We start from the raw sequence: 24,825 nt of genomic DNA on the forward strand, positions 1-24,825 counted from the left end.
GACAGAGGTTAAAGATATTGATGACTATTTATTTGCTTATCCCCCGCTATGGCCAATACTAACCATGTCCGTATGATTAAACGTGGTGTTAATCATTGGAATCAGTGGCGTAAACAAAATCCTAGGGTCAAACCAGACTTAAGTGGTATAGACCTGAGTGAACAGGATTTACAAGACATTAATTTAATCAATGCTAATTTGAGTCGGGCCAATCTCAGCTTGGCCAATTTAAGCGGTGCTTTTTTAGCCGGTAGTGATCTCAGTAATGCCTTCTTAAGCGAGGCCAATCTCAGTCGCGTTAATTTTAGTCGGGCCGATTTAACAAAAGCAGATTTAAGTTTTGCCCGGTTACAGGGTGCCACACTGATTGAAGCAAACCTCTACCAAGCCATTTTGATTGAAGCCTGTATGGTTCAGGTTATCTTCCCCTATGCCGATTTAAGGCAAGTCAATCTGAGTAAAGCAGACTTATCAGAAGCCAACGGGATTAAGGCCAATTTGACCCAGGCAAAGTTAGACTCCACCCAATTGCAACAGAGCAATTTAAGTCGGGCTTTCATGAGTGAAGCTAGCTTAAAGGGGGCTAATTTAAAAGGCGCTAATTTGAGCAAAACAGACTTGAGTTTCTCTAACTTAAGCTCAGCCCTTTTACGAGATGCCAATTTAGGTAAAAGCATTGCGATTGAGGCAAATTTTAGAGGCGCTGATTTACGCAATACAAATTTCAAGAACGGACAATGCGTAAAAGCAAACTTTAGTCGAGTGGATGGTTGTGAAGTAGACTTGTCCTCCGCTAATTTAACAGGCGTCGATCTGAGTGATGCCGATCTGCAGCAAGCGGTGCTCAAGGAAGCGAATCTCCGGGACGTCAACTTCACTCGCTGTCGGCTGTTTGGCACTAATTTTGCCGCGGCTACCCTGACAGGGGCTTGCATAGAAGATATCAGCCCTAATGCCACCACCACTTTAGTAGATGTTGTCTGTGACTATGCCTATCAACGCAACAATCAGCAGGAACGCATCCCCAAGCAAGGCTATTTTGAGCCCGGAGACGTAAAAACCTTTTTTGCTGAAGCTCAAGCCACCCTTAATTTGGGACTACCTAAGGATGTCCATTGGGCCGCGCTAACGTACAGTCTCCAGTGGTTGCAAACCCAACCTGACTGCCAACCCGTCAAAATCCAGCGGTTAGAACACAATCCAGATGGCACTGTTTTGCTGAGATTGGCTATCGCGACCAGCGTTGACAAGGAACGACTGCAGCTCGATCTTTGGCGAGTCTATGAAGAAACCTACATGATGCTAGAACCTGAGGATGGTCAACCCTTAGCAAAGCCTTTACCCAGTATTGATCCTCAACAATACGGTCATCACGAGTCTATTAATCGCTTATTTGATTTCCTCACACTGATGATGGAGGCGATTACCCCTAATGGAGCCGTGATTAACAACCATGACCTCGCGGTATCATGCAATGGGACCAACATCCACGACGGCCAGACATTCCCCGAGCTCGCGGTCACTAATTCTTTACTGCAGGGGGAGATGGCAGATACCTTACAACAACCCCATACTCTCTAATTCTTCTATAGCCTGAAGTCCTGTTGGATCTCCAAGCTTGAGTAGGGAACTCTTGGCATCCTCTTGAACACCGAGATCTTCATCACTGAGGGCCTTGATCATGGCTGCAATCGCTTGGCCATAGAGATCTCCCCTTGCAAGTACTTTGCTTAATTGCCCTAAAGACCAAGCGCAGTTACTCCGCACGGGTGCCATGGATTCTGTTTGCAGGGCATGGAGTACCGCAGGGATGGCAGCAGCAGCGACATCAGCATCAATTTCGGAGAGTTGTCCTAGGGAACTGGCAGCCCAGAGGCGGACGGCTGATATATCATTCTCCAGCGCATCCACTAAGGGTTCAAGGACGCGCTGATCTCGGCAATTGCCTAAAGCCCAAACAACACCTTTACGAACGTATCCATTCCAATCTTGATGAAATTGATGGATTAGGGGCAGAACAGCCGTATTGCTAGGGTTACGCCCTAAAGCATAAGCTGCACTTACCCGCACTAAGGGACAGGCGTCAGAGAGTAATTGAATCAAATACGGAATGGCTCTAGGATCTTGGAGCTCACAAAACGCTCTCGCTGCGATCATGCGTTGGGTCACGTCAGTCGATGCTAAAAATTGCAGCATCTCCTCGACATCGGGCTTTGCTGCTTCTGCCGCCGGATCATCGACGGCAGCCATGTGATCCAACGGACTTTCTAGATTGTCCTCGTCATCTAGGAGGCTAAGATCTTCTTCGTTATACATAACTGTAACTGTACAACACTGAATACCTCTGATTTTGGCAAAACTGGGATTGATAACAAGACCAGGTTAAAGTCATAGTCTAATCGTCTAGACTGATAAGGCAAAACTGAAGCTTAAGAGGACACCATGCGGCTATCTCAAATGCTGTTTGTGACGCTGCGAGAAGACCCAGCGGAAGCAGAAATCCCCAGCCATAAATTACTCTTGCGGGCTGGGTATATTCGCCGCATAGGCAGTGGGATTTATGCTTATTTACCGTTGATGTGGCGCGTGTTGCAAAAGGTGTCTCAGATTGTCCGGGAGGAAATGGACGCAGCTGGGGCTCAAGAATGTTTGCTGCCCCAAATCCAGCCCGCTGAGTTATGGCAAGAATCAGGCCGATGGGACACCTATACGCAAGCAGAAGGGATTATGTTTGCCCTCCAGGATCGCCAGGACCGGGAGTTGGGATTAGGGCCGACCCACGAAGAGGTGATTACTGCGGTCGCCAGGGATATGATTCGGTCCTACCGTCAGCTTCCTTTGAACCTTTATCAAATTCAAACCAAATTCCGTGATGAGATTCGCCCCCGGTTTGGCCTGATGCGGGGACGGGAATTTATTATGAAAGATGCCTATTCCTTCTCCGCTGATGAAGCCGACCTTCAGGCTATTTATAGCAAAATGCATGACGCTTACTGCAATATTCTTCGACGATCTGGCTTAGCGTATCGCGCAGTTGATGCTGATTCAGGAGCTATTGGCGGCTCTGGGTCCCAGGAGTTTATGGTATTAGCCGAAGCTGGGGAAGATGAAGTTCTCTACACCGAAGATGGTAAATATGCGGCCAATGTAGAAAAAGCAGTGTCCCTACCAGCAGAGGCTCAACCTTCCTCCTTTAAGACCCTAGAGACGAAAGAAACGCCTAAGGTAGATACGATTGCCAAGCTCTGTGATTGCTTGCAATGCTCGCCAACTCAGGTCGTCAAAACAGTGCTTTACGAAGCAGTTTATGACAATGGTCAGACAATCTTGGCCTTAGTGAGCCTCCGAGGTGATCAGGCAGTCAATGAGGTGAAGTTGCAGAATGAGTTGGTCAAGTTAGGCGAGGTGGTGAAAGGCAAAGCCTTGATCGCATTGAATGTGGCAGAAGGTGAAACCAAATGGGCGAGTCAGCCTCTACCACTGGGGTATATTGCCCCTAATTTAGCAGATAGCTATATTCAAAAGTCCAAACAGGTGCATGGCAAGTTTGTTCGCTTAGTTGATCAAACGGCTGTGGATCTCAAGGATTTTGTGACGGGGGCGAACGAGGTTGGCGTTCATCAAGTCGGGGTCAACTGGAAGACAGATATTCCCTTACCCAAACATGTGGTGGATGTTCGCACAGCTCTGGTGGGAGATCGAGCGGTACACGACCCTAAACAAACCCTACAAACTGCTCGTGGCATCGAAATTGGTCATATCTTCCAATTAGGGACAAAGTACTCCCAGGCCTTAGGGGCGACCTATACGAATGAAGCGGGTAAAGAACAGCCATTAGTGATGGGCTGCTATGGCGTTGGGGTCTCTCGTCTGGCCCAAGCTGCTGTGGAACAATCCTATGACAAAGATGGGATTGTCTGGCCCGTTGCGATCGCACCGTATCACGCCATCATTATTATTCCCAATGGGAAAGATAGCGACCAGGTGGAGGCCGCTGAAAAACTCTACAGCGAGCTCAATGCTGCAGGCATAGAAACCTTACTAGACGATCGGACAGAACGAGCGGGGGTGAAATTCAAAGACGCTGACTTAATTGGAATTCCCTATCGAATTGTGACGGGACGATCCTTGAAGGAAGGCAACGTTGAGATGGTAGAACGAGCCACCCACGACGCTCATCAAATTGCGTTAGATCAGGTTTTACCCACTCTTAAAGAATATTTAGCGAAAGCCATTTCTACGTAGGGATTCTGTCCTGATCAACTCCTATTATAAGTCTTAACTTTTGGAACTTAAGCCTCTGTAAATTCGTCTATAAAGAGGCTAATTCTGGGACATATAGTGCTGAAATAGTGCTGACATTTGCTGTTATATAAACTCAAGCGCTACTCAACCCGTTTCTCCAATTGCATGACGTGAGTTATGGAGTACACCACGGTGTCATTCCCCTAGAGTGTCCACCCACAAACCCAGATTGGATTCCTTGAGTTAGGCTAGACTGGATGGCCCCCTGTTCTCCTGATCTAGCTAGATAGATGTATTCATAGAGGATAAAGTCCAAAAATGGCACAACTACGGTACCAAAGTAGGCGGTTTTGGGGAGGTTTGGTTGGCGTTGCCTTAGTATTGGGAGGATTTGGCTGTCAGCCCCAACAGACATCCACAGAAACGAGTCCCTCACCTGTGGCTTCTCCTCAACCCGGCCAAACAGATCCTGAACCGCCCGTTGCGAACCCTGAGCTTGCAGTTTATTGGGTTGCCTATAAAGATCAAGAGCAGCTGGTGCTGGAACCCACCAAACTGCCTCTAGATAACTTGGAGAATGCCACGTCTGAGGAACAATTGGTCGTTGCTTTCAAACGGTTACTGGAAGGACCTGCTAATGCTGATAAGACAAATGCAATTCCTGAAAAGACTCAACTGAATAGCCTGAAATTGCAAGAGGATGGGATTCGCATTGATTTATCGAGGGAGTTCACAACTGGTGGCGGGACCAAATCGATGCAAGCTCGTCTCGGCCAAGTTGTTTACACTGCCAGCAGTTTGAATCCCAAGGCAGCCATTTGGATTTCCATTGATGGAGAGCCCTTAGAGGTTTTATCCGGGGATGGGCTCATCGTTTCACAACCGATGACCCGCAAGGAATTTGATGATAACTTTTCCCTATAAACAAAAGGGCTTTTAGAGGATATCCGTGAGTTTCTGGGGCTTCTGGGAATCCTAATAAAGATAGGCTCTTGGTTTGGGGTCTAAATAACTTGATCTGGAGTCAGCTGCCTTCTCTATCTTGAGGTCAGTTTACGGATCACTCTTGTGCCAATCATAATAACGATATCCCCATTCTCCATTCCAGAATCAAGTCTATGACGGTGTCTAAAAGCCCCGCAGAAAAAAAGCGGGAGGAGCAGCGCATGCAGGATGTATTAGTCCTGCTGCAACATTTAACTGAAAATGAAGAAACCACGATCAAGCTGATGATTGAATGCCTTTACGACGTAGGGGCCGTTAACTTCATTAATAAAAAGGTTCAAAACGACTCCATCAACCAATTGGCTAAAACCCTGGCGGGGATGTCGAAGCCCATCGCTAAACGCTATGGCTACTACTGGTTCAAGAAAAATTGTCCTGAGTTGATTGTGAACTGGCTACAGCGAAAAGTTGCTTTTCCTCCGCCTAAACTATCGCCTTCCCCTAAAGCAGAAGTAGAAGCCCAACCCGATATCATTAAAGCCGTAGAAGTCGCTGAAGCCCAGGCACAAGCGGATGGCTATCTAGCCGATGTTGCTAGTTCACCCTCGTTGGACAGGGTAGGGGATGGACAATCAAATCTAACGATTGATGCAACTGACACCCCAGAGACTCAACCAACGCCACTATCTTCATCATTAGAGTCTACTGAAGAAGTAAGAGACACCATCAAGCCTTTGTCTGAAGGACCAAAAATGAGACAGGAACAAGAGCCTTCTTTAGGGGCTACTCTGCGTTCAGCCAGTCACCCTGATGTCCGACGAATAGATAATCCAACGTTGGCAACTCCTTTGCCAGCAATGGTCAAAGCCACATCTCTACCAACTCCAATGGAGCAGAGAACACAGCAGATTCGCCGCCTGAAAACCCAAAATAGAGCATTAATCGGAACTTTAATTAGCACCATTTTGGTTGGGGGAGTAACCATTTGGCAGTTGCAGCAAAATACCTTGCTTCATCAATCAACTCCATCATCGATTATGCCCGCCAGTCAGACGGTAGAATAACCTTCCTCATCTAGCCAGCAGACCTGGCTTTATCATCCACAGAGACGGGACCAGCAGTAGCTACTGGCCCCCAAATAGTCCAGTTATTGATAGCTCTCCAACCAAGGTTGAATATCAATCGCTAGCTTGCGGCCTAACTGGAGAAGTTGGCGCATTTGGGCCATCGATAAAGGATTCCCTTGGGATAGATCTTGATTCGACATAGCATCGCCGTTCTGTTCCAGCAATTGAGCCTGGGTGATGGCTTGACTGTGATTCAAGAGGGTCATCTGCTCTTGCAGACAACGAAGATAGAGTTCTTGAGCCCGATCGAGATGAATATTGAGCTGGAGTTGATGGACTAGATTAAGCAAGATTTGTAGACGCTGAATCCGATGGGGAGATAAGTCCACATCTACGTGATGGAATAGTTGCCAGAGCAGACGGAGAATTAAATCTTCAAGTAAGGGATAGGCGGCATCCAATTTGAGACGACATCCAGCTTGCTCAGCTTCAGTTGCGATCGCAGCCAGTTCTGCTAAATCACTGGCTCCCACCTGGGAGGTTTCCAGCTCTGGATCGCTCATCTCTTTTTCCAGCCCTTTAAGGGTATTGAGGGCGCGATGATTGAGAGCGACTTGAGCAGCGGTTAGCAATTCGGGGGGTACTTCCAAGTCATCGTATTGGAAGGCCATTAACACCCCATAATTATCTCGATAGACTTGGGTATAGAGCTGATTGAGACGACTTAAGGTCTCTTGAGATAGGAGAGAGATAATCCGATGCCGTTCTTCTGGTAAGAGGTCATGGAGGCCATAATGCTGATGACCAAAGGTATCAGATATGGCCAACACGATATTGGTCGCACTGGCTTGCTGTAGGGTATTGAACAACTTGGCCTTCATCTCGCCATATTGCTTGCGACCACTAAAGAGCTGGACCCCACAATGAAAGTCCCAGCCACCAAGATGCAGCACGCAAAACACCAGATGTTCCGATTCAGACGTGACATTGGAGGTGAGCTGCAGTTGACCAATTGCCAAAGATAGGGATCCTAACCGCTGAATTTGATAATCGATCTGCTCGGCTTGGTAGGAAAAGTAAGGATGTTGAGGGGGATAGGGATTGAACAGAGAGGTGATGGCATAGTGGGCAGCCACGGCCTGGACGTCGATTTGAGAGGGAATCACCAACTGCTGGTACACCCCTGCTCCCGTCTCGAATAAAGCGACATTGCTGGGGGCTAAAGCCAAGCGCTGGATAAACTCAGGCTCAAGGCTGATCCCCGCCACATCCGCTGCCAAGTCAACGGCACGGGCGGCATATCGAAGAATCTGCACTCCTTCAGGCCGTGAGAGTTCGGCAAAGAACCAACCACAACTCGTATACATCAACAGGCCATGACGCTGCATCTCTAATAAGCGCAAGGCATCGACCCGTTCGTCTGGTGTCAGTTCATGGTTTTGATGAGCATTGAGAAAAGCTTGAATCGGATCGGCTGCAGAGGAATCGAGCTGCACTTGCCGAGGGAACTGGCCCATAATTTCGATGTAGCGATTTCGAGTTTCCCAGGGATCTTGGAACAGCAGCCCCCCAATTTCTTGATAAATATCCCTGAGCTGATCCCGCAGCCAATCTAAGGCATCCCGTAAAGGACGCCGCCATTTTTGATGCCAAAGGCTGCCTTCGCCACCACATCCACAGTCGTCCTGCCAACGATCAACCCCATGACTACAGCTCCAGGCTGTCACGGGCTTGAGCTGTACTTCCCATGTGGGAGGATGCAGACTCAGGTAATGGGCATAGTTAGTCACCGTCCATCCCATCTGGGGGAAGGTCTCGTGAAACGCATAGGCGATCGCTTTTTCCGTATCGCGTTTGTGGTGGCCAAAGGTCTCACCATCAGTCGCAATCGAAATCAGCTGAGACGGCTTGCGATCGCAGCGTACTGCCTGCCCTAATCGATTCGCCAGATTCTGAGAACTACTCAGCACCGCATTAAAGCCAATATCCCGAGAAATGGGGCCATCGTAAAAGAAGATATCGATGTAGCGTTCACGATCCAGCAGATAACAGCGATAGGGTCGGGTCGGGTCAATTTGCGCCCCCCCGACTTCTTCCCAGGTAGGGTGAGTATTAGCATCCGTATCGCTAGCCATACCCGGTATCAACCGACAGCGCTGGGCTTGAGAGGGGGCCAGAATAATAAATCGAATCCCTTCCTCAATCAACACCTCAATCGTGGCCATATCGACGGCAGCTTCCGCTAGCCACATGCCTTCGGGGTCGCGGCCAAATCGAGCTTGGAAGTCGGCTTTACCCCAACGCACCTGGGTGACTTTGTCCTGGCGATTGGCCAAGGGCATGATGATATGGTTGTAGACTTGTGCGATCCCATTACCGTGACCTTGGAGTCGCTCACAGCTCTTGCGATCGGCTTCAATAATACGCTGGTAAACCTCCGTATCATAGGTCTCCAACCAGCTCATCAAGGTTGGGCCGATATTGAAGCTGAGATATTCGAAATTATTGACAATATTGATGACTTCGCCCTGGTCATTAAAAATGCGCGCAAAGGCATTGGGGCGATAGCATTCGTGATAAATTCGCTCATTCCAATCATGAAACGGGGCCGCACTCGATTGCCGTTCGATGGTGCCCAAGTAAGGATTTTCCCGAGGAGGCTGATAAAAATGACCATGTAAGGTCACATAAACGCCCTCAGCCTGCTCTAGTGGACTAGTGGGTGAACGTAAGGGAGTAGAGACCTTAAAAGTCGACTGTTCCTGATCAGTATTCTCAGGAATATAAGAGGTTGTATTCATATCAAAAAAACCGCCATGGATGAAGAGATTTAGCGTTGATGCGGAATCATTAAGCGCTCGCTTAAAGCTTGATTTCAAACTCGAACATCCAGATCAGTTTGAATAGTGAGGATGCAGCGAAGCCACAAAAGAATAAATGAATGAGTCCTTTATGTAGTGAAGCCGGACGTAGTAATTGAATGAGGGCCTATGGAGGCAAAGAAACTGCTAACCTGTCTGTGGCTATAACCTAGGCGATCCCTTTTGGGAATAGGGGAAATCGCAAGATATCTTAAGAGTTTATTCGGGCATTATGGGTAAAGTCTTCATATTTCCTATGGGATCAGCCCGATTCACACCGAAATGCCCCTGATAACCGCCCATTAATCTGAGGCAAATCTAGATTTTCCCAAATTGATTTTGATGTACTTGTAAACCCAACTCATCTGCAATTGTGACTCTCAAAAATCGTATTTTTATTGTCTTACTGCTGTTTATCCCTGTCTCGATTGCAGCAGATCTCCTGGAGTGGGGACCGCTCCCTCTATTTGCGACATCAGCGCTCGCTATTGTGCCTTTAGCTGCATGGATGGGCACAGCAACGGAAGAGATTGCTGTGGTCATTGGTCCCTCCGCCGGTGGACTGCTCAATGCCACCTTTGGTAATGCTACGGAACTAATTATTGCTTTTATCGCCCTCCAAGCCGGTTTGGTAGAGGTGGTCAAAGCCAGTATTACCGGTTCCATTTTGGGTAACCTCCTTCTCGTGATGGGGTTGTCCATGCTGCTGGGCGGACTACGATTCAAAGAGCAAACCTTTCAGCCCGTTGTGGCTCGCGTGAATGCCTCATCCATGAACTTAGCGGTCATTGCAATTTTGTTGCCCACCGCCATCAAGTTCTCCGCCGAAGGCATCGAGAGTCAGGTTCTCCAGAACCTTTCCATTGCCGTTGCCATCGTGTTGATTGGAGTTTATGGTTTAACGCTTCTGTTCTCCATGAAAACCCACACCTATCTGTTTGACGTGGGAGTTGCAGGTATGGAATCAGAAGAAGAGGCCCATGAAGAAGGCTCAGGTAACTTGCGATTATGGATTGGTGTTTTACTCGCAGCAACCCTAGCGGTTGCCGTTGAATCTGAATTTTTAGTGGGCAGTTTAGAAGCAGCCACTGAGCAACTTGGGTTGACGCCCTTGTTTACAGGGGTGATTTTACTCCCCATTATTGGTAATGCCGCAGAGCATGCCACCGCCGTCACCGTGGCCATGAAAGACAAGATGGATTTATCTGTTTCTGTTGCCGTCGGCTCCAGTATGCAGATTGCCCTGTTTGTTGCCCCAGCCTTAGTCCTGGCAGGCTGGGTAATTGGTCAGCCCATGGACTTAGACTTCAACCCCTTTGAATTGGTCGCTGTTGCCGTATCAGTCCTGATTGCCAATTCGATTAGCTCAGATGGTCAGTCCAACTGGTTAGAAGGGACGCTACTCCTCGCCACCTATGCAGTGTTAGGATTAGCCTTTTATTTTCATCCTCTGACGTGATCAGCCCTTAAGAATCTGGCGTCACTACATATTCAGACTCAATAGGCTCTAGCCGCCCTGATTGAACCAGCGCCTGGTAAATCATGGCGGCGACTTCTGCCCGAGTAGCATTGGCCTCTGGCTTCAATAGTCCCGGCTCAGGATGACTCACCACAATATTTTCTTGGGTCGAAGCGGCAATTTTTCCTTTTGACCAACCGGGGAGCTGGCTCTGATCTTGGAACTGCTGCAGGCTAGTTTCTGGGGAAGTAGGAATGTCCAGTTCTAACCCACTGACCAGAGCCACTAATACTTCATATCTGGGCACAAGCTTATCCGGCTGAAAATCTCCTTCCGGATATCCGCTCATAAATTTCTTATCGACCGCGTCTTCAATGGCGCCTGCAGCCCAATAATCTGATGCAATATCAGAAAAGGTTAGAGCACTCTGGCCGGGCTCATCGACAAAAGCACGTTGAATTTGGGCTGCTAATTCAGCCCGAGTCACGGGCTTATCGGGTTGGAACTTTCCATCTGGGTAATCCGGAATAATCCCTTGGGCATGCAGCTTTGTGATAAAAGGATAGGCCCAATGATCCTCAGGTACATCAGAAATATCAAGCTGTGAGGGAATCACATCCGGTGCATCTAGGCCGCCAATCGCTTCTGTAGGGCCTTGCGGAACAGCTGCTGTTTGATTGGTTGGAGCCTGTCCAGGCGTATTCCCTGTCTCACCAGTACTCGGAGCATCTTCACTAACAGAAGGAGCACTGGCAATAGGTGAGTCACCAGCTGATTCACCTGATGGGCTATTGGCCGATGGGTTCGGGTTTAGAGGCGAAGAAGAGACCGATGGAGAAGAAGGTGGTGTTAGAGAGGGTTCCTGCTGATTGCCAGTCACCCCAAAGTAAGTAATGGCGCCTAACGTTGACAGAGCGACCAATAAACCAACAGCCTGAACACGGTTAAGGGGTAATTTACCGCTTAACGCACCTAAATCGCCTGCATTTGCCCCAGTAGAAGGACCTGAACCCACAGCCACTGGCTCTGGTGCTGGCACAGGATCTGGTACCGGAGTTGAGGGAACCTCGGGTTCACCATCACTTTCTACGGCGGGTATAGACTCAAGGCCCTCCGCTTCAGGCAGAGCAGTACTCTCGTCTGTGATTTCTCCTAACGGAGAAATCACAGCAGGAATATCAGCTGCAGGGCCATCTGGATCAACCGGATCAGTGGGGACAGCCCCTACGTCACTCGTCGACACATCTCCCATATCAGAACTGATACCCCCCGGGCTGGCAGGCGTTGTACTGCTGTCTGGGGTGACTTCTGTATCGATAGGGAGTGGTGACTCCGCCACTGGCAGGTTTTCATCGATTGGCAACGGCGCATCTTCTGATAAGGAGGCATCTTCACCCACCGTTAATGGTTGATCTTCTGGTGTTGGCAGTTCTTCTATCTCAGGTTCCACTGCTGGTATGTCAGTACTAACAGGCACATCAGCCACAACATCAGGAATCGGGGCATCCACAGGAGGAATATTTGGCCCTGAGATATCGGTCGTTTCTGGGGTCGAAATCTCTGATATGGGATCTTCAGCGCCAGAAGGCTCAAGATCATCCATCCAAGGATCAGGTAACGGACTCTCTTCTGGCGTGGACTCTAAGGATATAGGTTCTTCAACAGGTTCGTTGATGGTTGGAGCATCAGGGGGCTGAATCAGAGTTGGCTCTTCAATCTCTGCACTCAGCGGGGTAATCAGCGGTTGTTCGTCAGCAGCTGGTTCAGACCAAGGATCGGAGAGGGTATCTCCAGCACTGGTCGATGCTGCTATATCAGGAAGATTGGGGTTTGATGATTCATCGACTACAGGAGTCAAATCGACAGGTGGCTCTACGAGAGGGGGCGCAAACGGATCGGACAAAATATCAGATGAATCGGTTGGTGCTGCTGATATATCTGGAAGACCGGGGTCTGGCAGCTCACCTCCCTCAGGAGTTAAATTCCCAGGTAAATCCAAGTCACCCAGGACAGGAGAGCTGGAGTCTGATGACGTCTCTGACCAGGCATCTAGGGGCTGAGTACCTTCGTCTTCACCTACTAACGGCATATTAGCCGGATCAACGGATTCTAAACGGTCGCCAATTCCACTCAACTCTTCTATTGGAGGCGTTTCTACATCTGGCCCCATTTGAATAAGCGTCGTATCGCCAAGGGTTGTTCCCAGCTCTTCCGTAGGAGGCGGAGGTTCCGTGGATTCCTCTGACCAAGAGTCTAAATCTGGTAGAGAGGCAGGCTCATCATTGGCAGGGGTATCTCCTAACAATTCTGACAACGAATCAAACAACTCGTCAGAAATAGGGCCAGAATCGGCACTGGGAGCATTACTAGGATCCGAGCCAGGTTCTGAAGAAGGGACTCCACCTGATTCAGAGTTCGGATCGTTAGGATTAACCATAATATTGAGCCATTTTTAGGGTTTAATCTTTGGCAACCATCCTACAGGGGTACTGAAGGTGCGATCGCACCTCCGCACATTCTTTTTAGAATTCATGAACACAAACTGTCAGTTTGTAAAGTCATTTGTGAACATTAAAAATGAGTGTTGGAGTGGGTAATTAGCGTATTAGTCTTGACGATTCAACTCAGTCACTCATTTAATAATCATCATTGCGAGAATAATCCTTAAGGATTAACCGAAGTATGCGTTTGTTTCTGCCCTTCAAAGTACAACTTCATCTTTTAGTCTTAACCCTCTTTTTATCGACGCTGAGTAGTTGTGCTGAACGAGAAACGCAGTCTCAAACGTCCGCCCCCCCTTCGCAATCCACTACCGAAAAGACGGAACCTTCATTATCCAGTCAGGATGCAGCCAGTTGGTCTATCATCTTGACCGATCCAGAAGAGTCGCCTCAAACATCTTCACCATCATCTTTGGGTGCACCCGATTCATCTCCTCAGGCTCCTACATCTCCGAGTCCTCTGAAACCAGGAAAAACAGGTCAACCTCAAAAAACGAAACCTCAAGGCCAGGCAGCCCCTAAACGCAACACCCGCAAACAAAAAGTTGCGTTTTCTCGCACCCCCTATGCCGTTATTGATGAAGCTAAAAAGGATCAATTCAACGTTACAGGGGAGCAAATTTTTAGCAACAGCTATCTACCCAATCATCAGGTTGATTTCAACGAGGCTGATTTATTAGCCGTTCTGACCAATGTTAAAACGTACTTTGAATCCCATAGTCACAATGATTCCACGGCATTACGGGAAGGAATTTTAGGCACGGGTGGCGTCACGGTTCAGGATATTCAAGACACCTTGGCCTTTATGATCAATACCTTAGAGCAAGATATTGCACTCCAACGGCCATCCCGATTAAAAGATCCGAATTTTCTCAACACCCATTTCCAGGTCGTAAAATGGCAACCCTATAACCCGCAACAGCCAGATCAAAATCAATTGCGAATTACCAAATATGCAGTTTTTGCCCATCAAGGATCTCGGACAAAAACTGCAGAGTTTGATACTCCTATTTACCAGCTCAAACCAGAGTATGCAGTTGATAAATTTTTCCAGAACTATTCGAAACAGGAGGTCCTCACAGGTATCTATGAAACCGGAGGCAAGGAACAAGGGAAAGCCACTCCTCTGGCCTACCTGACTCGGCAAGGATTGGAAGATGCCTTATTGCAAGGCACCATCTTGATCCGCTTTGGCGATGGCTCATCGGCTTACTTCAATGTGGATCGCAACAATGGGATTGCCTATGTACGAGGACAGCCCCAACGAGAACAAAAGCGCTACTGGTATTTCAAACAAGTGGATGCCATTAAGGGGTATGGTCCTAAAACTGCAAAAATCGCGGTGCGACCGGGCGTGACTTTTGCAGGTGATGTGCTCAATATTGGCCTAGGGAAAATTATCATGCTGGAGCACAATACAGGCGGGACTCAGCAGCTCAATATGGGGGTTCTGGCGGATACGGGTGGGGCGTTTTTGCCCAATTTATATCAACTCGATTTTCTAGCTGGCGTATTTCCCAGCCATGACCAGTTTAAGCAACATATCAGTACCCTACCTGCCTATGCGAATGCCTATATTTTGATCAAGAAGAAGAGTTAGATGGTTATACTGTGGTCATTATGGCGCTGCTTTATTAAATGGGCATCAACAGTTACCTAAAAGCAGTCTCGATTTCAACGCTGGAAACCTTACAACAAGATCCGGGGTTGACTGAATTATTTTTTGCTGCCCAGTGGTTACCAGAAGCTCCTAAATGGAAGAAGTCTTATCTGCAGGGAGAATGGTGTGAGAGAGCGAAGGAACAGGCGGCCCAACGGTTCTCAACATATTCTTCACTCAAGCAACCGTTTCTTGATGAGTGGGAAACTCCAGAAGCAGATCTCCACAAGTATTTTGATGTCCTTACATTTCTGCTAGCAGGCTATGTGCCAGGCTATATCCTGCAGCCATGGACGATTCCAGAACTCAGAAGCAATGCTGAGTTGATGCAACAATCCAAAACTCGAGATTTTGCACCTTTCCTACTGTTTATGGACTCTCAGTGGGATGGGCTTCCTTTGGTCAATGCCTTGGGGGCCGGAACGATTCTGAATCCCAATACGAGGAATAACCCAAATCATAGCTTAGTTCGTTATCTATCCACAGAGGAAGTAGGGAACATGTTAGGTGGCTTGCTATTGCTTTCAGAACAAAGATTTCGAACACGTTATAAACGAGAATCTAGGAAGTCAGCCCCTGTTCCCCTTTTTGATCTTTCTGAAGAAGAAGAGCTAGATTGGTTAACCGATTATTTTCGGATTATAGAAAATTACTATAGCAACACCCTTCGTTCAGAAAAAGCCTTGCTGCTATACCTGTCTTAATTAAAAATCTGGCAGATCATCTCTTCTAGATGCTGCCAGACTCGACAAAAATAATGGATTGAGATGTGGTTAAGCAGGTCTTTCTTCAATCACTTGGTCAATGAGGCCATATTCCAAAGCCTCATGGGCAGACATAAAGAAGTCGCGATCCATATCTTTTTCAATTTTTTCCAAGGGTTGCCCTGTTCTCGCGGCGTAGATGTCATTCAACTGTCGACGCACACGAATGATTTCCTTCGCTTCAATTTCAATATCAGAAGCTTGTCCACGCGCCCCACCCGAAGGCTGGTGAATCATAATGCGAGAATGAGGAAGCGCCAAACGCTTACCAGGAGAGCCCGCAGCCAGTAGAAACGAACCCATGGAGGCCGCTAGGCCAACACAGATGGTCGCGACTTCTGACTTAATATGCTGCATGGTGTCATAAATAGCCAACCCCGCAGTCACTGAACCACCCGGCGAGTTGATATAGATGGAAATCGGCTTACTGGGATCTTCAGAATCCAAATACAGGAGAAAAGCCACAATTTGATTGGCTAGACCATCCGTTACTTCCTGGCCCAGAAAAATGATTCTTTCTTGGCTCAAACGGGTATAAATATCCACCCAGCGTTCATAGGGGCTGCCAGGAATACGGTAGGGAACACTAGGAACACCAATAGGCATAGTCGATAACTCTCTTTTTGCTACTACTCAGGTTGACTCATTTCTTAGACGGGCATTGGCGTGGGTAATTCTTTTTGGCTAGCCAACACGCGATCAATCAACCCATAGTCTTTGGCTTCTTCTGGAGACAGATAAAACATCCGGTCCATATCTTTCGAAATCTTCTCGGCGGTTTGTCCGGTATTTTTTTGCAGAATGTCTAGCATTGTGGTTTTATTCGCAAGGACTTCCTGCGCTCTAATTTGAATATCAGAGGCTTGCCCTTGGGCACCGCTGCGGGCCTGGTTCAGAACAATCGTTGCATGGCCTAAGCTCGCTCGATATCCTTTGGTTCCTGCTGACAAGATCATGGCCGCAGTTCCCATGGCTTGACCGATACAAATCGTGTGGACTGGGGGTTTGATGTATGACATGGTGTCGCAAATGGCAAAAGCTTCTGTTTCAAAGCCAATGGCATCGCCACCATACCAAGAGGTGCCTGTGGAATTGATGTAAAAGAAAATAGGTTTATCAGGATCGTCGAATTGCAAGAACAACAGTTGAGCAATAATCAACTCTGTGACATCAAAGCCAACTTGGCGTTTGATATCATCTGAGGAAAATAGGGGCATCCCCAAATACACAATCCGCTCTTTTAGCAATAGAGACTGTAAATCAGGGGGCGGGGTGCGGTAATAGGCATCGCCACCGCCACCGTAAGGGGCTTGAACTGCTTGAATCCTGGACTCCATTGCCTGACAACTACCTAAAGGTGACAATACTGTTACACTGTAGCAATTTTCTGGCATTTGAATTGGGGGAAATACCGTACTCCCAGATTGTCACTAAAGCTCATCCACAATGGCTCAAGTAACAATGGCATCGCTACAGATTATGTTGAAGCATCGTAATACAATCTAGTTCGAAAAAATCTAGAAAGACTAGCATTCAGCAACAGCGCATCCTCAGAATGCTCAAAAATATTGATATATAAGCCTTTCAGCAATACTCACTGCTTTACTATTATTTTGCTGACGACAGGGATGTAATTACCAATATCTTGTAGTACAATACTACAAATAAATCTCTTATGCTTCCAGGGACGATTGTTGCTCCCCATATCGTTTTGATGAGTGCATCATGTCTAATCAATGGACCTCGGCAGAGCATGCCCTGAGTTATCTTGCTAGAGCAGATCAGTTTCCCCACCGTACCGAAGGAGAAGCAGTTCTGCTGGAACATGTGCCAACGACTGTCCAGCGAATCCTAGATTTGGGCACTGGAGATGGTCGCTTGTTGGCACTCCTCAAACTTGACCGTTCAGATGTGAACGGTGTGGCAATGGATTTTTCATCCACCATGCTTGAGGCGGTACAACAGCGATTTGCAGAGGACACCAAAGTTAAAATTGTTGAGCACAATCTGGAGAACCCGTTGCCCCCATTGGGAACGTTTGACGGGGTGGTGTCCAGTTTTGCCATTCACCATCTTGCCCACCCCCGCAAACGCTCCCTCTACCAAGAAGTATTTGAGATCCTGGAGCCTGGAGGCATTTTTTGTAACTTAGAGCATGTTGCATCACCCACGGCCAAACTTCATAAGCAGTTTTTGCAAGCCCTTGACATTGCCTTAGAAGATGATGATCCTTCCAATCAACTGTTAGATGTCGAAACACAGCTCAGCTGGTTGAGGGAGATCGGCTTTGAAGATGTGGACTGTTACTGGAAGTGGCTAGAAATGGCCCTCCTGATTGGGGTGAAACCACTATGAACCAGCCGATTCAACGGGTAAGTTCAGGGGCCCCGTGGGAAACCCAGGTGGGCTACTGTCGAGCCATTCAAGTGGGGGATCAAATTCACGTTTCTGGAACGGCCCCAGTGGATGCTCAAGGGCAGGTGGTTTCTGCCGATGGCTATACTCAAGCGCATCGATGCCTAGAGATTATCCAGACTGCTCTACAAGATTTGGGAACAGATACCCATGCCGTTGTACGAACCCGTATGTTCGTCACCGATATTACACAATGGCAGCAGTTTTCCCAGGCTCACCAAGAATTTTTTGGAGACCACCCTCCCGCTACCACCATGGTGCAAGTCAGTGCGCTGATTGATCCAGCCATCCTCATTGAAATTGAGGCGGATGCAGTGGTTCCAGTAGATAGCGCCGCCGCCATACTGGATGCTCAGGATTGTCGTGACATGACTGATATTCGCACTGCGATTGATCAGCTTGATGCCCAAGTCATTGCATTACTCGGTCAGCGATTTGACTACGTTAAAGCAGCAGCAAAATTCAAAACAGATGCCCACAGTGTCCAAGCTCCTGAACGCCTTAAGAAGATGTTAGAGCAGCGTCGGCAATGGGCTGAGAAGGCTGGTTTAGAGCCAGACGTTATCGAACAGCTTTATCGCAATTTAGTGCAATATTTTATTGATGCTGAACTTGAACATTGGCGATCTTCGCAATAGCGCTTGTCTCTGTTGAGGGTGCACGGGTGTTTACCGAGTCATGATCGACTGCGATCTGGACAAAGTGCGGAGATGATTTTGAAACTGCCAGACTAACAGCACAATCACACAAAGCTGGGCCACTAGCCCCACTAGGGCACTGCTAATTAACATGGGCTTGGCAAAATCGCTGAAAGGATAGCCTAAAAAGGTCCAAATCATCATTGAAGCAGGCATCTGATCGGGAAGAATTTGCAAGAGCGCCAACATAATGGGTGGCACCAACATCCACAGCCCTAGCCCTCCCATAGTCCAGGTGTAAGGGTTGCGGATTTTAAGGGCGAAAATTTGCTGGACGACGGCGGTATAGATCAGCAATACGCCAGTCAGGGATAAAACAATAATGGCTGCGACGCTGGGGTTCTCCTTGCCAACCCCCACTAAGAACATCCAGGGAGCATAGAGGGCATTGATGATGACAAGATTGATTGAGATCGCAACCAATGCCGGACTTTTATCAGCCCAGACTAAATCTCGTAGAATGCCTTGAGGGTGCTTCTGAAATCGCAACCAATCGAGGAGAGAGGCTCGTTGGGGACAGAGCGCCAACATAATCACGATCATCAGACCAAAATTAAAAGCGTAAAGGAGCCATGTGCCTGCTTCTGCGGTTGACTCTGCAAAGTTGACTTGATTGGATGTGACCACAAAGAAACCGATCACCAATGCTTCTAGGAAAGCCACAATGGCATAGCTTTGCCATTTACTCATCACGGTTGTATTGGGATTGCGAAATAAGCGGACCAGCATCAACCAAATCAGGGTAGTAGCAATCGCCAACACCATCAGGGTAAACCCGTGAGATAACCAGGCGGACTGGTTAATGGCTTGTCCAAACCACTGAATTGTTGCCCTAGGACTGTCTGCCTCATATCGATAGGAATCCCACTGGGCAGACCAGGCATTGAACCCTAAGGGTCGCCAAGTGACGGCAAAATTCCAGGCAAAGTAGAGCGGGGATAGAAAAAACAGCGTTAATCCTGCAAACGCGACAGCCACCACAGATTGTTGACCGACCGCAATCGTTCGAGAGCTACTGAGGAGGCCATACAAAATCGCTAGACTGAATAGGGCAAAACACCCAGCGGCCAGCATCAGATAGTAACTAATCAAGAAAAATACGGGCATCCCCGACTGCAGTCCAGCAAGGAGATGCAAGGGAATTGCTAGGCCAATGGCGATGTACGGCAGGATGGGAACCCCTAGCATTTTGCCCAATAAAATACCTCGACTGGGTCGGGGGCTGAGGCGAATAAAGTTGAGGGTACCGCGCTTCTCTTCTTGGTTTAAATCGCTGACCAGGTAGTAGCTGCCGGCGGTAAACAGTGCATAGGGCAAGATCCAAGTGATGGTTTCTGCCAAACCTGCCCAACGCTCAATCACAGGATTGTAGGTTTGTTGGGAAAACCCCAGGCCTAAAAGGGTTTGGCCAACCAGAGAAATAACGATTGTGGCAGCGATACTGCGGGGTTTTAAGCGGCCTCGAAATTCTCGCAGCAATTGAGGATTCCAATTACCAACTTGATTAACAAAGGTGGATGTCATGACGTAACCAAACGGTTATGAGGTTTGCCGATAGCCCATTTTGATAAAGATATCTTCTAGGCTCTCTTGAGTACGGTGGAAATCGATGATTGGGAAGTTGTGGGAGATCAGCGATCGCAACAACGCAACGATGTCATCGTCCGTGCCCGTAAAGGTCACAGCAATTTGATGTTTATCAGGTAAGACTTTGCATTCATGGACGAATGCATGGTCTTGTAGAAAAGTTTCAACAGGCGCTAAATCTGTCACCGTAGAAATAATCAATTGCTGAGTCTGATCTCGGTTGTATAACGCCCGAAGCTCTGAACTCTCCACCAATTGCCCCATCTGCATAATGCCGATGGAGGTACAGAAATCTTCCAAATCGCTGAGAATATGGGAAGAGATAAAAATGGTTAAGCCTTGCTGTTGTAAGGTCTTTAAGGTTTGACGGAACTGAACTCTAGCCACTGGATCTAGCCCAGAAACAGGTTCATCCAGTAACAACAAGGTGGGTTTATGAATAATCGTTCGAGCTAAGCTAAGGCGCTGCTTCATGCCTCGCGACAAGGTACTAATCGGGCTATGGCGCTTACTGTCTAGATCGACCAACGCCAATACTTCCTTCAATCTGTTGCTGAGGTCTGGTTCTTGCAGATAATATAGGCGGGCAAAATATTCCAGATAATCCCATACCAACAAATCATCGTATAGAGGGAAATCATCCGGCAGGAAGCCAATCCGCCGCTTGATATCAGGATTGGGCTGGTTCTGGATGAGAGTTTGCCCAGCAATCGCAATACTTCCCAGGGTGGGTTCTTCAGCCGTCGCCAACATGCGAATCAGAGTGGTTTTGCCAGCGCCATTCGGCCCAATTAAGCCGTAAATTTCGCCTGGTTGAACTTGCAGATCAACTTGGCTAACCGCAATGCTGTCACCAAACTGTTTCGTCAGTTGCTGAGTGGCAATGACTGGAGGATGGGTCATTGATTCACTGACCTTTACGAGGATGAGAATAATGTCATGATGCCACCATCTTCGCGAATCGGATCTGAAACTTGAGTGATGTCAATCACGTCTATCGGCAAAGGAAAAGAACGCAAAGTTAATCACTAGCACACCCAAAACTTTTCAGTATATGAAAGTGGACCTCCATACTGTTGATGCTCATGGTATTCGCCTTTCCATCACCAAGAATAATGTGGAAGTTGGGTGAGCCTTTGTCTATTTCATGCACAATGATTTGCACGATCAACCTTTTGCCTTGATGGAAGATTGTGTATGTCAATAAAGAGTTTAGAGGGAAGGGGTTAGGCTCCGACCTCGTTCGTCAGGTGATCCAGCTTGCCCAAGATGCCAAATGCTACAAACTCATCGCCACGAGTCGAGATTCTAGGCCCAAAGTTCACACCCTCTATCGACAGTTAGGGTTTACCCAGCGAGGGCTTGAATTTCGCATAGATTTTTGAAAAGCATCCAGTCTATCAGTACCCTTAACCCACGGTCGGCACCGGGTAGAGGAGATTGTTCATTGGCTTCAGATTAGCCTGCTGCTGTAAGCGGTTGAGTAATTTTACGAAATCTATAGGCAACGGGGCTTGGACACTAATCTCTGTATGAAAAACCGGATGTTTCAGGCTTAAATGCCATGCATGTAAGACTTGTCCGGATAGATTTACCTTTAAGGATCGACCTCGACTGTAGAGGGGGTCACCGACAATCGGCCAACCCATCTGAGCGCAATGAACCCGAATTTGATGGGTGCGTCCGGTTTCTAACCGAAACTTAACCAGCGCATAATTCCCCAACGGCTGGAGAATCTGCCAGTGGGTGACCGCCGCTTTTCCCCCTTGTTCTACAGGCACCACCGCCATTTTGATCCGATCTGATCGATGACGACCAATGGGAAACTCCATTCGTCCTGTTAAGGCAGATGGACGGCCATAAACCAGGCCCACATATTCCCGTAGTGCTGTTTTGGCTGCAATCTGAGCTTGGAGATGTTGATGGGCTTGGTCCGTTTTAGCCACCATAACGGCCCCGGTTGTGTCTTTATCTAGACGATGCACAATGCCTGGACGCTCAACACCGCCAATGCCAGAGAGGGTGGTGCCCTGCCCCTCTTGGCAATGAGCCAGCAAGCCATGCACAAGGGTACCTGTGGCATGACCAGGGGCAGGATGGACTACGAGACCTGCAGGTTTATTGACGATCAGGAGATGAGCATCTTCAAATAGGATCTCTAAATCCATCAGTTCGGGCTCTAGGGCTAAGGGCTGAGGTGCAGGAATGTGCACTTCGACTTGGTCACCGATTTGCAGGGCATATTTCTTAGAGGTGCAAATCTGATGATTGATTTGGACATGGCCCTGTTCAATCAGTTTCTGAATATGCGATCGCGACAATGAATCCACTTGGTTCGCCAGCCAGCGGTCTATTCTGGCAGCAGATCCCTCAACCGAAAATTCCAGTTTTTCCATGGAGATGAGCCTCAGTTAGAGGCGACGGCGAATATCTGAACCATGGGTATCGGTCCCACAGGTTTGCAGCAAGTTATGCTGGTCAGCCAGTCGCATCAGTGTTTGTGTTTGAGATGGACTTGGTTCCCACGGATCGTTATTCCCATAACAATAAAACGTTTCTATTCCATCAATGCCCGCTTGGACAGCCGCATTGACTAGCTCCTTTACAGAACGTCTATATCGGGCAGGATGAGCCAGAACAGCCAGTCCTCCGGCTGCATGTAGGGCATTAATCACTTGGTTGGCCTGGGCCTGATGTCCCGAGGGTGCTGAACCGACTAAATAAGGCTGCAATGCCCCATGATGAGGATCAAAGCCATAGCCCAGGATATGAACCTGGGTCTCCAGCAACCGAGACGTAATTTCAATGCCGGTCCACAGATGAGGCAAGGATGATGTACTGTCCGGGGGCTGAGATTGCAAGAGTTCTAAAGCCCTCCAATAGCCATCCACACTATGGTGGTCTGTGATAGCTAAGCTCGTGATACCTGTGTCAATGGCTTGTTGAACCAATTGCTGAGGCTCTAACCGCCCATCTGAATGGATCGTATGTAAGTGAAAGTTATAGGTATGGGGACAGCTTTCAGCCGTAATGGATTGAAAGATAGCTTTCAATCGATCTTGATCGGTTTGAGGTGCCTTCGTAACAATCACTAAGCAATTACTAAATGCGATGCCCTTAGATTCCAACTATATCCCAAGATTTTTGAGATGTTCAGTTTCAAAATCCGCCAGAACCACTCAGTATCTGAGTTTGTGCTGAAAATAAAAAAGTTTAGGCGTCCCCCACTTACACTTCTGAAGTAGGTGGTGCCTTGTAGATAGGCGTTAAGAAGGCGATTAAAAACCCAACCAAAAAGCCAGCGACATTTCTCAGGATAGGTAACCATTCTGTCGTTCGGGCAATCACGGGGCCAATACCAAAGGAAAAGAAACAAATTCCCCAAAGAGGAGAGAAAATCAACATCCATTGCCAAGCAAACACTTGGTCTGGTTTGCGAGGGTGAGCTGAAAAACCACAGATAATTCCACCGACCACAGAGGTGATCAGGGTAAAAATCCATTGTTCTTGGGGTAAGCCTGGCACAACCCGGCAACCGCCTTGATTCAAGCAGGTCTTCACGGAGTTGATGGCTTGAATAATCGATTCGTCTTCCCCGTTCTCCTGAACAAAGTACTGGTTACCGAACCGAGTCTGGAGTTCGACCCAGAAGGTGCGGGGGAGTAATTGATAAACCGCATCCCCAACATTGAAATTGAGAATGTTGCCGCCGCGAGAGTCTGCTACCAACAGCACGCTTTTTTCATCTAAATTCCAAAAGTCTTTGACAGCACGTCCTGGCGTACGATCGTACTGGGTCAAAATTCTCAGCTTCCAACCCGTATCCTGTTCAAAACTGTCTAGATCTTTATCTAGCTTGCTTTTCTGAGTGCTAGTCAGGGCCTGAGCGAGATCCACAATGGAGGTGGGTTCTGCAGGTAATAGTTCAGGTGCCTCAAAGGCTTGTGCGGGTGATGCGCTAAACCATACCCCTAAGCTCAGTATTAGACCGAGGCAGGCAGTAAACACTCGACGAACAAGATTACGATTCATTAGAAATAATGTATTGGATGTCAAAAGGTATTAATTGGCAACTAATTAAGTCAATTTTTAACACTTATTCAAGATACTTATCATAATAATACGAATCTCGGGTCTTTGGCATAGTCACTAATGAGGTGGGTGCATGCCCTGACCTAGCTTAATAGGTAGGCATCAAGGATGACAAAGGCTATAGGGTCAAAATATTGAAATTCGTATCTAACCTTAGTAAACAGTGCAAATTTGCATAGGTCCTGGGTATTCTATGCCGTATATCCTTGCCTGGGCTTTTTGAGCGGTCCCTTGGCCATCAGGTCCAAAATTGACAGCTGTTACTCAGCATTTTTTCAGGTCTATCGGCGAGGATGTAGTGACGTTGAAACTTAATAGACTACAGAACAGTCTAGAGGTAGAGATGCTTATACAACTTGTTGCTTATTAGCGAAGATGGCCTGAGAAATGGCTGGTGAGGTCACAATGGCCCTAGTGAATACGGTTTACCGAATATTCAATTATCACCAAGCCTAAAAAAATCGCCTAGTATAGAAGGACAAACTCATACTGACTTCGTTTTTAATCTGCCATATCGATTATTAGCATCTT

At 47.8% G+C, this 24,825-nt stretch carries 20 protein-coding genes; 10 read left to right on the plus strand and 10 right to left on the minus strand.

What is annotated here, in order from left to right:
• Window positions 1-72 precede the first annotated feature (72 nt).
• Window positions 73-1,581: a pentapeptide repeat-containing protein gene (locus ON05_RS13045; RefSeq protein ID WP_139025567.1), complete on the plus strand. Its 1,509-nt coding sequence runs from the start codon at window positions 73-75 to the stop codon at window positions 1,579-1,581.
• Here ON05_RS13045 and ON05_RS13050 read toward each other — a convergent pair.
• The gene (locus tag ON05_RS13050; protein ID WP_010467820.1) at window positions 1,558-2,316 is read right to left on the minus strand and encodes a HEAT repeat domain-containing protein; all 759 of its coding nucleotides are present in this window, start codon (window positions 2,314-2,316) and stop codon (window positions 1,558-1,560) included. The two genes, ON05_RS13045 and ON05_RS13050, sit on opposite strands and share 24 nt — an antisense overlap.
• Before the next feature lie 126 nt (window positions 2,317-2,442).
• On the opposite strand from ON05_RS13050, the gene ON05_RS13055 reads away from it, so the two are divergent.
• The 3 genes from ON05_RS13055 to ON05_RS13065 all read left to right on the plus strand — a co-directional run bounded on the left by ON05_RS13055 (window position 2,443) and on the right by ON05_RS13065 (window position 6,254).
• On the plus strand, window positions 2,443-4,245 hold the full coding sequence (locus ON05_RS13055; RefSeq protein WP_010467818.1) for a proline--tRNA ligase: 1,803 nt from the start codon (window positions 2,443-2,445) through the stop codon (window positions 4,243-4,245).
• Window positions 4,246-4,563: 318 nt separating this feature from the next.
• Window positions 4,564-5,169: a GerMN domain-containing protein gene (locus ON05_RS13060; protein ID WP_010467816.1), complete on the plus strand. Its 606-nt coding sequence runs from the start codon at window positions 4,564-4,566 to the stop codon at window positions 5,167-5,169.
• Window positions 5,170-5,363: 194 nt separating this feature from the next.
• Window positions 5,364-6,254, plus strand: a complete 891-nt coding sequence (locus tag ON05_RS13065) for a hypothetical protein (protein WP_010467814.1) — start codon at window positions 5,364-5,366, stop codon at window positions 6,252-6,254.
• Window positions 6,255-6,337: 83 nt separating this feature from the next.
• On the opposite strand, the gene ON05_RS13070 is transcribed toward ON05_RS13065, so the two are convergent.
• Window positions 6,338-9,058 carry a DUF3536 domain-containing protein gene (locus tag ON05_RS13070; protein WP_010467812.1) on the minus strand — a complete coding sequence of 907 codons (2,721 nt, stop codon included), beginning with the start codon at window positions 9,056-9,058 and terminating at the stop codon, window positions 6,338-6,340.
• A 433-nt stretch (window positions 9,059-9,491) separates the two neighbouring features.
• Between ON05_RS13070 and cax the strand changes: the two genes are divergently transcribed.
• Window positions 9,492-10,577 carry a calcium/proton exchanger gene (cax, locus tag ON05_RS13075; RefSeq protein WP_010467809.1) on the plus strand — a complete coding sequence of 362 codons (1,086 nt, stop codon included), beginning with the start codon at window positions 9,492-9,494 and terminating at the stop codon, window positions 10,575-10,577.
• Between the two features lie 7 nt (window positions 10,578-10,584).
• On the opposite strand, the gene ON05_RS13080 is transcribed toward cax, so the two are convergent.
• Entirely contained in the window at window positions 10,585-13,014 is a 2,430-nt protein-coding gene (locus ON05_RS13080) for an S-layer homology domain-containing protein (RefSeq protein WP_010467807.1), read from the minus strand.
• Between the two features lie 245 nt (window positions 13,015-13,259).
• Between ON05_RS13080 and ON05_RS13085 the strand changes: the two genes are divergently transcribed.
• Together ON05_RS13085 and ON05_RS13090 are read left to right on the plus strand one after the other, a co-directional pair.
• A complete protein-coding gene (locus ON05_RS13085) occupies window positions 13,260-14,678 on the plus strand; it encodes a hypothetical protein (protein ID WP_010467805.1) in 1,419 nt (472 codons plus the stop codon).
• Window positions 14,679-14,716: 38 nt separating this feature from the next.
• Entirely contained in the window at window positions 14,717-15,442 is a 726-nt protein-coding gene (locus tag ON05_RS13090; protein WP_010467803.1) for a DUF1877 family protein, read from the plus strand.
• Between the two features lie 69 nt (window positions 15,443-15,511).
• On the opposite strand, the gene ON05_RS13095 is transcribed toward ON05_RS13090, so the two are convergent.
• Together ON05_RS13095 and ON05_RS13100 are read right to left on the minus strand one after the other, a co-directional pair.
• Window positions 15,512-16,108 (minus strand): ATP-dependent Clp protease proteolytic subunit, encoded by a 597-nt coding sequence (locus ON05_RS13095; RefSeq protein WP_010467801.1) that lies wholly within the window; start codon window positions 16,106-16,108, stop codon window positions 15,512-15,514.
• Between the two features lie 44 nt (window positions 16,109-16,152).
• Complete coding sequence (locus ON05_RS13100) at window positions 16,153-16,839, minus strand: ATP-dependent Clp protease proteolytic subunit (RefSeq protein WP_010467799.1); 687 nt, start codon at window positions 16,837-16,839, stop codon at window positions 16,153-16,155.
• Window positions 16,840-17,227: 388 nt separating this feature from the next.
• On the opposite strand from ON05_RS13100, the gene ON05_RS13105 reads away from it, so the two are divergent.
• A complete protein-coding gene (locus ON05_RS13105) occupies window positions 17,228-17,857 on the plus strand; it encodes a class I SAM-dependent methyltransferase (protein ID WP_010467796.1) in 630 nt (209 codons plus the stop codon).
• Complete coding sequence (locus ON05_RS13110; RefSeq protein WP_010467794.1) at window positions 17,854-18,555, plus strand: isochorismate lyase; 702 nt, start codon at window positions 17,854-17,856, stop codon at window positions 18,553-18,555. Before ON05_RS13105 ends, ON05_RS13110 begins: the two co-directional genes overlap by 4 nt.
• Before the next feature lie 30 nt (window positions 18,556-18,585).
• On the opposite strand, the gene ON05_RS13115 is transcribed toward ON05_RS13110, so the two are convergent.
• Both ON05_RS13115 and ON05_RS13120 read right to left on the minus strand, forming a co-directional pair.
• Window positions 18,586-20,139, minus strand: a complete 1,554-nt coding sequence (locus tag ON05_RS13115; protein ID WP_010467792.1) for a hypothetical protein — start codon at window positions 20,137-20,139, stop codon at window positions 18,586-18,588.
• Between the two features lie 15 nt (window positions 20,140-20,154).
• Window positions 20,155-21,105 (minus strand): ABC transporter ATP-binding protein, encoded by a 951-nt coding sequence (locus ON05_RS13120; RefSeq protein ID WP_010467791.1) that lies wholly within the window; start codon window positions 21,103-21,105, stop codon window positions 20,155-20,157.
• A 290-nt stretch (window positions 21,106-21,395) separates the two neighbouring features.
• Between ON05_RS13120 and ON05_RS13125 the strand changes: the two genes are divergently transcribed.
• Window positions 21,396-21,587, plus strand: coding sequence for a GNAT family N-acetyltransferase (locus ON05_RS13125; RefSeq protein ID WP_010467790.1), 192 nt, complete (start codon window positions 21,396-21,398; stop codon window positions 21,585-21,587).
• A gap of 24 nt (window positions 21,588-21,611) precedes the next feature.
• On the opposite strand, the gene ON05_RS13130 is transcribed toward ON05_RS13125, so the two are convergent.
• The 3 genes from ON05_RS13130 to ON05_RS13140 all read right to left on the minus strand — a co-directional run bounded on the left by ON05_RS13130 (window position 21,612) and on the right by ON05_RS13140 (window position 24,234).
• Window positions 21,612-22,598 (minus strand): RluA family pseudouridine synthase, encoded by a 987-nt coding sequence (locus ON05_RS13130; protein ID WP_010467788.1) that lies wholly within the window; start codon window positions 22,596-22,598, stop codon window positions 21,612-21,614.
• A 15-nt stretch (window positions 22,599-22,613) separates the two neighbouring features.
• Complete coding sequence (locus ON05_RS13135; protein ID WP_010467787.1) at window positions 22,614-23,294, minus strand: PHP domain-containing protein; 681 nt, start codon at window positions 23,292-23,294, stop codon at window positions 22,614-22,616.
• Between the two features lie 136 nt (window positions 23,295-23,430).
• Window positions 23,431-24,234 carry a TPM domain-containing protein gene (locus ON05_RS13140; protein WP_010467786.1) on the minus strand — a complete coding sequence of 268 codons (804 nt, stop codon included), beginning with the start codon at window positions 24,232-24,234 and terminating at the stop codon, window positions 23,431-23,433.
• Window positions 24,235-24,825 lie beyond the last annotated feature (591 nt).

This window comes from Acaryochloris sp. CCMEE 5410, from assembly GCF_000238775.2.
Taxonomy (GTDB): domain Bacteria; phylum Cyanobacteriota; class Cyanobacteriia; order Thermosynechococcales; family Thermosynechococcaceae; genus Acaryochloris.

What these genes read in the sequence shown, in the direction of transcription:
- ON05_RS13045 (WP_139025567.1), top strand. Translation starts at nt 73, where the DNA reads ATGATTAAACGTGGTGTTAATCATTGGAATCAGTGGCGTAAACAAAAT.
- ON05_RS13050 (WP_010467820.1), bottom strand. Translation starts at nt 2,316, where the DNA reads ATGTATAACGAAGAAGATCTTAGCCTCCTAGATGACGAGGACAATCTA.
- ON05_RS13055 (WP_010467818.1), top strand. Translation starts at nt 2,443, where the DNA reads ATGCGGCTATCTCAAATGCTGTTTGTGACGCTGCGAGAAGACCCAGCG.
- ON05_RS13060 (WP_010467816.1), top strand. Translation starts at nt 4,564, where the DNA reads ATGGCACAACTACGGTACCAAAGTAGGCGGTTTTGGGGAGGTTTGGTT.
- ON05_RS13065 (WP_010467814.1), top strand. Translation starts at nt 5,364, where the DNA reads ATGACGGTGTCTAAAAGCCCCGCAGAAAAAAAGCGGGAGGAGCAGCGC.
- ON05_RS13070 (WP_010467812.1), bottom strand. Translation starts at nt 9,058, where the DNA reads ATGAATACAACCTCTTATATTCCTGAGAATACTGATCAGGAACAGTCG.
- ON05_RS13080 (WP_010467807.1), bottom strand. Translation starts at nt 13,014, where the DNA reads ATGGTTAATCCTAACGATCCGAACTCTGAATCAGGTGGAGTCCCTTCT.
- ON05_RS13085 (WP_010467805.1), top strand. Translation starts at nt 13,260, where the DNA reads ATGCGTTTGTTTCTGCCCTTCAAAGTACAACTTCATCTTTTAGTCTTA.
- ON05_RS13090 (WP_010467803.1), top strand. Translation starts at nt 14,717, where the DNA reads ATGGGCATCAACAGTTACCTAAAAGCAGTCTCGATTTCAACGCTGGAA.
- ON05_RS13095 (WP_010467801.1), bottom strand. Translation starts at nt 16,108, where the DNA reads ATGCCTATTGGTGTTCCTAGTGTTCCCTACCGTATTCCTGGCAGCCCC.
- ON05_RS13100 (WP_010467799.1), bottom strand. Translation starts at nt 16,839, where the DNA reads ATGGAGTCCAGGATTCAAGCAGTTCAAGCCCCTTACGGTGGCGGTGGC.
- ON05_RS13105 (WP_010467796.1), top strand. Translation starts at nt 17,228, where the DNA reads ATGTCTAATCAATGGACCTCGGCAGAGCATGCCCTGAGTTATCTTGCT.
- ON05_RS13110 (WP_010467794.1), top strand. Translation starts at nt 17,854, where the DNA reads ATGAACCAGCCGATTCAACGGGTAAGTTCAGGGGCCCCGTGGGAAACC.
- ON05_RS13115 (WP_010467792.1), bottom strand. Translation starts at nt 20,139, where the DNA reads ATGACATCCACCTTTGTTAATCAAGTTGGTAATTGGAATCCTCAATTG.
- ON05_RS13120 (WP_010467791.1), bottom strand. Translation starts at nt 21,105, where the DNA reads ATGACCCATCCTCCAGTCATTGCCACTCAGCAACTGACGAAACAGTTT.
- ON05_RS13130 (WP_010467788.1), bottom strand. Translation starts at nt 22,598, where the DNA reads ATGGAAAAACTGGAATTTTCGGTTGAGGGATCTGCTGCCAGAATAGAC.
- ON05_RS13140 (WP_010467786.1), bottom strand. Translation starts at nt 24,234, where the DNA reads ATGAATCGTAATCTTGTTCGTCGAGTGTTTACTGCCTGCCTCGGTCTA.